This is a genomic window from Massilia sp. CT11-108, from assembly GCF_047302915.1.
Lineage (GTDB): Bacteria > Pseudomonadota > Gammaproteobacteria > Burkholderiales > Burkholderiaceae_D > Telluria > Telluria orientalis.
In genome coordinates this window covers 1-8,245 of record NZ_JBKYMO010000252.1, presented here as the reverse complement: position 1 = coordinate 8,245, position 8,245 = coordinate 1, and the positions used below count along the sequence as shown (strand labels likewise).

9 protein-coding genes and 1 pseudogene are annotated in these 8,245 nt (G+C 64.5%); all 10 read right to left on the bottom strand.

The genetic code is table 11. The annotated features are described in order from the left end of the window. Nucleotides 1–453 (bottom strand): annotated as a pseudogene (locus ACEN88_RS19120) (histidine kinase); the annotation flags it as partial. A 59-nt stretch (nucleotides 454–512) separates the two neighbouring features. Next, entirely contained in the window at nucleotides 513–1,145 is a 633-nt protein-coding gene (gene cheZ / locus ACEN88_RS19115; protein WP_413342046.1) for a protein phosphatase CheZ, read from the bottom strand. Continuing rightward, complete coding sequence (cheY, locus tag ACEN88_RS19110; protein ID WP_036230336.1) at nucleotides 1,146–1,541, bottom strand: chemotaxis response regulator CheY; 396 nt, start codon at nucleotides 1,539–1,541, stop codon at nucleotides 1,146–1,148. Between the two features lie 156 nt (nucleotides 1,542–1,697). Further along, nucleotides 1,698–2,771, bottom strand: coding sequence for a protein-glutamate methylesterase/protein-glutamine glutaminase (locus tag ACEN88_RS19105; protein ID WP_413342043.1), 1,074 nt, complete (start codon nucleotides 2,769–2,771; stop codon nucleotides 1,698–1,700). Between the two features lie 17 nt (nucleotides 2,772–2,788). Then, on the bottom strand, nucleotides 2,789–3,388 hold the full coding sequence (gene cheD, locus ACEN88_RS19100; RefSeq protein ID WP_259447559.1) for a chemoreceptor glutamine deamidase CheD: 600 nt from the start codon (nucleotides 3,386–3,388) through the stop codon (nucleotides 2,789–2,791). Between the two features lie 5 nt (nucleotides 3,389–3,393). Beyond that, nucleotides 3,394–4,251: a CheR family methyltransferase gene (locus tag ACEN88_RS19095; protein WP_413342040.1), complete on the bottom strand. Its 858-nt coding sequence runs from the start codon at nucleotides 4,249–4,251 to the stop codon at nucleotides 3,394–3,396. A gap of 76 nt (nucleotides 4,252–4,327) precedes the next feature. Then, entirely contained in the window at nucleotides 4,328–4,825 is a 498-nt protein-coding gene (locus ACEN88_RS19090) for a chemotaxis protein CheW (RefSeq protein ID WP_413342039.1), read from the bottom strand. A 35-nt stretch (nucleotides 4,826–4,860) separates the two neighbouring features. Next, nucleotides 4,861–7,038, bottom strand: coding sequence for a chemotaxis protein CheA (cheA, locus tag ACEN88_RS19085; protein ID WP_413342037.1), 2,178 nt, complete (start codon nucleotides 7,036–7,038; stop codon nucleotides 4,861–4,863). A gap of 35 nt (nucleotides 7,039–7,073) precedes the next feature. After that, nucleotides 7,074–7,439 (bottom strand): response regulator, encoded by a 366-nt coding sequence (locus tag ACEN88_RS19080; protein ID WP_036230353.1) that lies wholly within the window; start codon nucleotides 7,437–7,439, stop codon nucleotides 7,074–7,076. 103 nt (nucleotides 7,440–7,542) lie between these two features. Further along, entirely contained in the window at nucleotides 7,543–8,094 is a 552-nt protein-coding gene (locus ACEN88_RS19075; protein ID WP_413342035.1) for a chemotaxis protein, read from the bottom strand. Between the last annotated feature and the right edge of the window lie 151 nt (nucleotides 8,095–8,245).

The following is an 8,245-nucleotide window of genomic DNA, read 5'->3' as shown; positions in this document are numbered from 1 at the left end:
GTACGCGCGCGCCTGGGCGGCCACGTCGGCGCCGGTGAAGCGCACTTCGGCATAGGACGCGAAGGGAGACAGGTTCTTGCCCAGCAGGGCCAGGTCGGCGCCGCGGATCGAGATGCCGACGCCGCCCGCGCGCAGCGCCTGCACGGCCGCACGGGTATCGGGGTTCGCGAGATCGCGTACAGGCAGCGAGAGCACGGTGCGTTCCGGGGGCAGCGCGTGCAGCGCATCCAGCGACAGCATCGCGGGCACGGCGTCGAGGAACAGGATCTTGTCGCGCAGGAGCCAGCCCTGCTCCTCGTCGACCACGTGGTCGGCGACGAAGGCGACGAGGCGTTCGAGGTCGGCGTCGCCGAGTGGCTGGCCAGCGCGCTGTTGCCAGCAGAGCTCGTACCCGATCACGCGTTGCTTCGGGTCGAGCAGGGGTTCACGGACGATGAAGTGAGTCTGGTGCATGTCTTGTAACGATCGCCGGGTGGAACAAAAAACGGCGGCTTGATGCCGCCGCGTCGGGATCAGAAGCCCAGGCTGTCCAGCAAGTCGTCGACCTGGCCCTGGTCGGCCACGACGTCGCTACTGCCTTCCGGGTTGATCTGCGGACCGTTCAGCAAGCCATTGTCGAGCTCGCGCTTGATCTCGCTCGGGGCGAAATCGACGAGCACCTGCACCAGCTGCTTTTCCAGGTTCTGGGCGATGCCCGTGATACGCGAGATCACCTGGCCGGTCAGGTCCTGGAAGTCCTGGGCCATCATGATGTCCATCAAATGCGCCTTCGTGGCGCTGGCCGCTTCGCGCGATTCGGCCAGGCTGGCGACGGTGCGCTCGGCCAGCGCACGCCAGTCGCCGTCGGCGCCCGGGGCAGCCAGCAGCGCCTGCCACGAACGGCCGAGTTCGGCGGCACGGTCGTCGATGCCGTCCTGCAGCGGATTGGCGGCATCGGTCGCGTCGAGCACGCGCTTGGCCGATTGCTCGGACAGCCGGACCACGTAATCGAGGCGGTCGCGCGCATCGGGGATGTCGCTGGCCGCCTTTTCGATCAGCTTGTCCAGGCCCAGCCCGCGCAGGCTTTCGTGCAATGCGCGGGTCATGTACCCGATCCGGCTCAGAACCTCGTCGGGCGAAGTCGAGTCGGCGATGTGCTGGCTCATTTACGCGGCCTTTTCCATCTTTTCGAAAATCTTGTTCAGCTTTTCGTCCAGCGTGGCCGCGGTGAACGGCTTCACGACGTAGCCGTTGGCGCCGGCTTGCGCCGCCGCGATGATGTTTTCCTTCTTGGCTTCGGCGGTCACCATCAGCACCGGCAGCTTGGCCAGCGCGGGATCGGCACGAATGTTCTGCAGCATCGTCAGGCCGTCCATGTTCGGCATGTTCCAGTCGGACACGACGAAATCGAACTGTTCGCTGCGCAGCTTGGCCAGTGCCTGGACACCGTCTTCCGCCTCGTCGACATTGCCGTAACCCAGTTCTTTCAGCAGATTTTTGACGATGCGTCGCATCGTCGAAAAATCGTCAACAACCAGGAAACGCATCTTAGGATCAGCCATGAAATACTCCGTTGTTTCTTAACTCTGATGATGGGCTTCGAGGACTACGAAGCCCCTAGTATAGGTTGGTAGGTTCGGCACTGCGAATACAGGCTAAAGCATAGCAGTTTTGTTGCTCTACGGCGATAAAACCGCAGTGAATGCACCGTACGCGGATCAAACGCGCAACGCCCGGCCTCCATGCGTTGCCAGATGGCCAAGCACGAGGCCCGGCAATGCGCTCAGGGCGGCCACCTCGTGGGCGGCGCCGATGGCGATCGCTTCGCGCGGCATGCCGAACACGACGCACGACGCTTCATCCTGGGCGAAATTGTAGGCGCCCGCGTTCTTCATCTCCAGCATACCCTGTGCGCCGTCTTTTCCCATGCCCGTCAGGATCACGCCGACGGCATTCTTGCCGGCCGCCTGCGCCGCCGAGCGGAACAGGACGTCCACGGACGGACGGTGGCGGTTCACGGGCTCGGACTGCTCGATCTTCGTCATGTAGTTGGCGCCAGATCGAGTCAACAGCAAGTGGGAGTGGCCCGGCGCGATGTAGGCGTGGCCCGGCAGTACACGCTCGTTGCCGGCGGACTCGACGACGCTGATCTTGCACAGCGAATCGAGGCGGCGCGCGAACGACGTGGTAAAGCCTTCCGGCATGTGCTGGGCGATCAGGATGCCGGGGCAGTCCGACGGCATCTGCATGAGGAATTCGCGGATCGCCTCCGTGCCGCCCGTCGAGGCGCCGATGATGATCAGCTTTTCCGACGACGTCAGCGGGCTGCGCAGTTGCGGCAGCGGGGTCGTGGCGCCGGCCGTGGCCGCATGCAGGGTGCGCGGCTTGATGCGGGCACGCGACGCGCCGCGGATCTTGTCCGCGATCAGTTCCGTGTATTCGCGCATGCCGCTCTGGATCGAGATCTTGGGTTTCGTCACGAAATCGACGGCGCCCAGTTCCAGCGCGCGCATCGTGATCTCGGAGCCGCGCTCCGTCAGCGACGACACCATCAGCACGGGCATCGGGCGCAGGCGCATGAGTTTTTCGAGGAAGTCGAGGCCGTCCATCTTCGGCATCTCGACGTCCAGGGTGAGCACGTCCGGGTTCGTGCGCTTGATCAGGTCGCGGGCGACGAGCGGATCGGGCGCGACGCCGACCACTTCCATGTCGGGCTGCGAATTGACGATCTCGGTCATCACGCTGCGGATCAGCGCGGAATCGTCCACGATCACCACTTTGATCTTTGTCATTGGTTTTGCCTTTCTCTTCAGAACAGGTCGACGGCGCCGGAGACGGGCGTGACCTTGAGGCGGCTGGCGTAATCGAGCTCGCGCTTCGCCAGCGTGTCGTTATGGGTCTGCATCAGTTTCTTGACGAGCACCTTGCCCGTGCGCGGGAAGAAATACACCTTGCGCGGGTAGATGTCGTTCAGGTCCTCGGCCAGCACGGGAATCCGTTCCGTCTTGAGAAACTGAATGACGAATGCGGCATTGCGCTCGCCCACGTTCATCGCGGAAAAGCCGCGCAGCACGGCGCCGCCGCCGAACACCTTCGCTTCCAGGTGCTCGCGCCGGGCGCCGGCCTTGAGCAGGTCATTGATCAGCACTTCCATCGCATACGTGCCGTAGCGCATCGAGGCCGAGACGGGGTTGCCCGGGTCGCCGCCGTCCGGCAGCATGAAGTGGTTCATGCCGCCCAGGCCCTTTACGCGGTCGCGGATGCACGCCGACACGCACGAGCCGAGCACCGTCACGATCAGCATGTCCTTGCCCGTGTAGTAGTACTCGCCGGGCAGGATCTTGGCTGCGTCGCAGTCGAAGGTCCGGTCGTAATAGACGTTGGTGGCGAAATGGCTGTTCGTTTCCATGGGCGTCAGCCTTGGTTCAATTCGTAGACCGTCTTGCCGCGCAGGCGCAGCGAGTCGGACACGTACAGGAAGTTCTCGGAGTGGCCGGCGAACAGGAGCGCGTCCGGCTTCATCAGGGGCACGAAGCGCGACAGGATCCTGCGCTGCGTGGCCTTGTCGAAGTAGATCATCACGTTGCGGCAGAAGATCGCGTCGAACGGGCCCTTGACGTCCCAGCCGTCGGCCAGCAGGTTCAATTGCCGGAACGTGATCAGCTGGCGCAGTTCCGGGCGCACGCGCACGAGGCCTTCCTGGGCGCCCTTGCCTTTCAGGAAAAAGCGGCGCAGGCGCGCCTGTTCCATCTTGTCGACGCGCTCGGCCGGATACACGCCGGCGCTGGCCGTGGCCAGCACGTTCGTGTCGATGTCGGTGGCGATGATCTGGACGGGTGGGCTCAAGGTATCGAACGCCTCGCACACGGTCATCGCGATCGAATACGGCTCCTCGCCCGTGGAACTGGCCGAGCACCAGATCGTGAGCGGTGCGCCGTGTTTCGCGCGCGCCTTGAGCGCGTGTTCGGCCAGCAGCGGGAAATGGTGCGCCTCGCGGAAGAACGACGTCAGGTTCGTCGTCAGCGCGTTCGTGAACGATTCCCACTCGGCCGGCATGCGGCCCGCTTCCAGCGCGTCGAGGTAGGACGCGAACGAGGCGATGCCGTTGGCGCGCAGGCGGCGCGCGAGACGGCTGTAGACCATTTCCTGCTTGCTGTCGGCCAGGGAGATGCCGGCGCGCTGGTAGATCAGGCCCCGCACGCGCTCGAAGTCGGCGCGCGTGAAGTTGAATTCCTTGCCCGTCTCCTGTTTGTTCGTATTGGTGGGCGGCACGTTATAACCTATGGATTGCTGTCGTTCTGCGGACCGCGTGCGGTCCGGGTGTGTTCCTTGCGCCGCGCAGTGTGTCTTATGCCGCCAACCGGTCCATCAGGCCCATCTCGCTGGACGACATCAGCTTGTCGATGTCGATCAGGATGAGCATGCGCTCGTCGACGGTACCGAGCCCGGTCAGGTAGTCGGAATTGAAGGCGGAGCCCATCTCCGGCGCCGGCTTGATCTGGTCCGGCGTGAGCGTGGTCACGTCCGACACGCTGTCCACGACCATGCCCATGATGCGGCCGCCGATGTTCAGGATGATCACGACGGTGAACTGGTCGTAGGTCGGCGTGCCCAGGTTGAACTTGATGCGCATGTCGACCACCGGGATGATGATGCCGCGCAGGTTGATCACGCCCTTGATGAATTCGGGGGCGTTGGCGATGCGGGTCACGGCTTCGTAGCCGCGGATCTCCTGCACCTTCAGGATGTCGATGCCGTATTCCTCGGAGCCGAGGGTGAAGGCCAGGTATTCGCTGCCGTTGCCGTCGTGGGCATCGTTCGGCTTGTTCGTCGATTGAGTGGACATGTCGGTTCCTTATCGGAGCAAAAGTAAGGGTTAAATCAGGAGATGACGGATTCGTCGGACAACTGGCGCGACGAGCGCAGCAGCGCGCCCACGTCCAGGATCAGCGCCACGCCGCCATCGCCGAGGATGGTGGCGCCGGAGATCCCGGCGACCTTGCGGTAGTTCGCTTCCAGGTTCTTCACGACGACCTGCTGCTGGCCGACCAGTTCGTCGACGAACAGCGCGGCCTTGCGCCCTTCCGCCTCGAGGATCACGAGGATGCCTTCGCACGGGTCGGTGATGCGCGGCTCGATGTTGAACATCTGGTACAGCGGGATCAGCGGCAGGTATTCGCCGCGCACCTTCACCACGCGGCCCTGGCCGTGGATCTCCTTGACGTCGGCGCGCGCCGGCTGCAGGGACTCCACGACGAAGCCCAGCGGCAGGATGTAGATCTCGTCGCCGCTGCGGATCGACATGCCGTCCAGGATCGCGAGCGTCAGCGGCAGCGAGATCAGGATCGTCGTGCCGAAGCCGCGCGCCGAGCGGATGTCGATGGTACCGCCCAGCGCCTGGATGTTGCGCTTGACGACGTCCATGCCGACGCCGCGGCCCGACACGTCGGTGACGATTTCCGCCGTCGAGAAGCCCGGCGCGAAGATCAGTTGCCAGACGTCGGCGTCGCTCATGTTGTCCGACACCGGCAGGCCGTTCTGCCTGGCCTTGGCCAGGATGCGTTCGCGATTCAGGCCGCCGCCGTCGTCGGCGACTTCGATCACGATGTTGCCGCCCTGGTGAGCCGCGGACAGGAACAGGCGTCCAGACTCCGACTTGCCGGCGGCCACGCGCGCGGCGGGCAGCTCGATGCCGTGGTCGATCGAGTTGCGCACCAGGTGCGTGAGCGGGTCCACGATGCGTTCGATCAGGCCCTTGTCCAGTTCCGTCGCGGCGCCGTTGGTGATGAAATCGACTTTCTTGCCCAGCTTGCCGGCGAGGTCGCGCACCATGCGCGGGAAGCGCGAGAACACGAAGTCCATCGGCATCATGCGGATCGACATGACGGCTTCCTGCAGGTCGCGCGTATTGCGCGTCAACTGCGACACGGACGCCAGCAGGCGCTGGTGCACCATCGGGTCGAGGCCGTCGCTGCGCTGCTCGATCATCGCCTGCGTGATCACCAGTTCGCCGACGAGGTTGATCAGCTGGTCGACCTTTTCGATCGACACGCGGATCGACGACGATTCGGAGCCCTGTGCGTGGCTGCCCTCGGCGGTCTTCTTGGCGGCTTTCTTTTCGGCCGCCGCCTCCGTCACTTCGAGCGGTTCCGGGCGTACCGGCTCAGGGCGCACCGGCGCGGGCGGCGGCGCCTCGGCCACGATGCCCGCTTCGCGGCGGATCTGCTCGATCGGCTGGAAGAAACCGTAGCCGAGTTCGTCCTCGGAACGCTCGTTCGTGGTGGCGTCCACCGGATCGGCCGGGTCGAAGAAACCGTAGCCCTGCTCGTCCTCGATGCGGGCGCGTTCCGCCGCTTCGCTGGCGCGCTGCTCGGGGGTGAGCGCGGGCGCCTCGAAGATCCTGAGGTCGTTCGGGTCGAGCACGAAGGAGCAGATGGCGATGATGTCGTCCAGGCTCTCGTGCGTCATGATGATCAGCGCCGTGCGTCCCGCTGCGAGCGGCACGACGGACACGCGGCCCAGCAGGCCGAGTTCGTCCACGAGCGCGTCGACGTCGCGCTTGGCGAGGTCGGGCAGCTCGATCTTGTAGCGGTGGGCGCCCTCGGCGACCTGCTGCTTCTGTTCCGCGTGCAGGAACGACGGCACGGTCGGCTGGTGCGTCGGCACGATCACGCCTTCGGACAGGTCGTGCAGCATCATGCGCACGTTGGCGACCGCTTCCTGGTCGACGTCCGCGCCATTGCGGTGGCCGTCGAGCTGCATCTTGAGGATGTCCTTGGCGGCCAGGAAGGCGTCCACGTGCTGGCTGGTGAGCGCCATCTCGCCCTTGCGGATGCGGTCCAGCAGGGACTCGAGCACGTGCGTCACTTCGCTCATGTCGGTCAGGCCGAAGGTCGATGCCCCGCCCTTGATCGAATGGGCGGTGCGGAAGATCGCGTTCAGGTCTTCCGGGTCCGGCGAATCGATATCGACGGCCAGCAGCAGACGCTCCTTTTCGGCGAGCAGCTCTTCCGCCTCGTCGAAAAAGACCTTGTAAAACTGGCTGATGTCGATGGTCATGTCATTATCCGTCTGGTGCGATCGGCGTGAAACGATCAGCCGATGACTTTCTTGACCACCTCGATCAGGCGCTGCGGGTCGAACGGCTTGACCAGCCAGCCGTTGGCGCCGGCCGCGCGGCCTTTCGTCTTCATGTCTTCGGACGACTCGGTCGTGAGCATGAGGATCGGCGTCTTCTGGTAGCCCGGCAGGCCGCGCAGCGACTTGATGAGGGTGAGCCCGTCCATCTTCGGCATGTTCTGGTCGGTCAGGACCAGGTCGACGGTCTGAAGCTTCGCCTTTTCCAGGCCATCCTGTCCGTCGACGGCTTCCACCACCTGGTAGCCCGCGGCCTTCAGGCTGAAAGCCACCATCTGGCGCAGGGAACTGGAATCGTCGACTGCGAGAATAGTTTTTGCCATCTTTATGCTCCTGCTGTTTTTTCTGTTGCCGTTATTCCGGCTGCTCGTTCTAGTCAGACAGGGTCAGAGCCCACCCGAGAAATTCGGGCTCTGACCCCATGGATTAAAATAATTCCACGTCGCCGCTTTCGAGATGCCGCTGCTCCACCGACTTGCGCAGCATACTCCGCAGCTCCAGCGACTGGATCGCCAGCGCCATGCTGACCTTACCCAGGCGCTCGACGATCTCGTCGCCGTCGCTCTCCGGCAGGATCTCGTCGCCATGCTCGGACAGCGTCGTCAGGAACTCGCGCAGGCCGGTCACGCGGCGCAGCGTGCGGTCCAGCAGCTGGCTCGTCATGTCCTGGAACTGCATGCTCGTCACGGCCGCGTTCACGTGGCCGGCGATCTCGCCCGACATGCCCGTCAGGCACGCACTGTCCTCGGCCGTCGGCGCCTGGCCCGCCAGCAGGCGGTTGATCGCCTCCTGGCGCGAGTCGACCACGTGGTGGATCGCCATGAAGCTGCTCGTCAGCTTCTCGATGGCTTCCTCCAGCAACAGCGTCGTCTGCACGAGGTCGGTCTCGACTTCGGACAGGTGGCGCCGGCCATGGTCGGAGACACCCGACAGGAGGCGCTTGACGTGTGACCCGAGAATCTTTTTTCTTGTCGTCATAAAATCCTCCAGAACTCCCGCCCGTTATTTCTTTCCGGCCGGCGCTGCCGCCGGCTGTGCCAGACCGCCCTGCCCGACGGGTGCCGCCACCCCGGCACCCTTTTCGACGGGTGCCGCCACCCCGGCACCCTTTTCGACGGGTGCCGCCACC

Excerpts from the sequence above, each read along its gene's own strand:
- cheZ (WP_413342046.1), bottom strand. The coding sequence starts at position 1,145 with ATGAGCCAGCACATCGCCGACTCGACTTCGCCCGACGAGGTTCTGAGC.
- cheY (WP_036230336.1), bottom strand. The coding sequence starts at position 1,541 with ATGGCTGATCCTAAGATGCGTTTCCTGGTTGTTGACGATTTTTCGACG.
- ACEN88_RS19105 (WP_413342043.1), bottom strand. The coding sequence starts at position 2,771 with ATGACAAAGATCAAAGTGGTGATCGTGGACGATTCCGCGCTGATCCGC.
- cheD (WP_259447559.1), bottom strand. The coding sequence starts at position 3,388 with ATGGAAACGAACAGCCATTTCGCCACCAACGTCTATTACGACCGGACC.
- ACEN88_RS19090 (WP_413342039.1), bottom strand. The coding sequence starts at position 4,825 with ATGTCCACTCAATCGACGAACAAGCCGAACGATGCCCACGACGGCAAC.
- cheA (WP_413342037.1), bottom strand. The coding sequence starts at position 7,038 with ATGACCATCGACATCAGCCAGTTTTACAAGGTCTTTTTCGACGAGGCG.
- ACEN88_RS19080 (WP_036230353.1), bottom strand. The coding sequence starts at position 7,439 with ATGGCAAAAACTATTCTCGCAGTCGACGATTCCAGTTCCCTGCGCCAG.
- ACEN88_RS19075 (WP_413342035.1), bottom strand. The coding sequence starts at position 8,094 with ATGACGACAAGAAAAAAGATTCTCGGGTCACACGTCAAGCGCCTCCTG.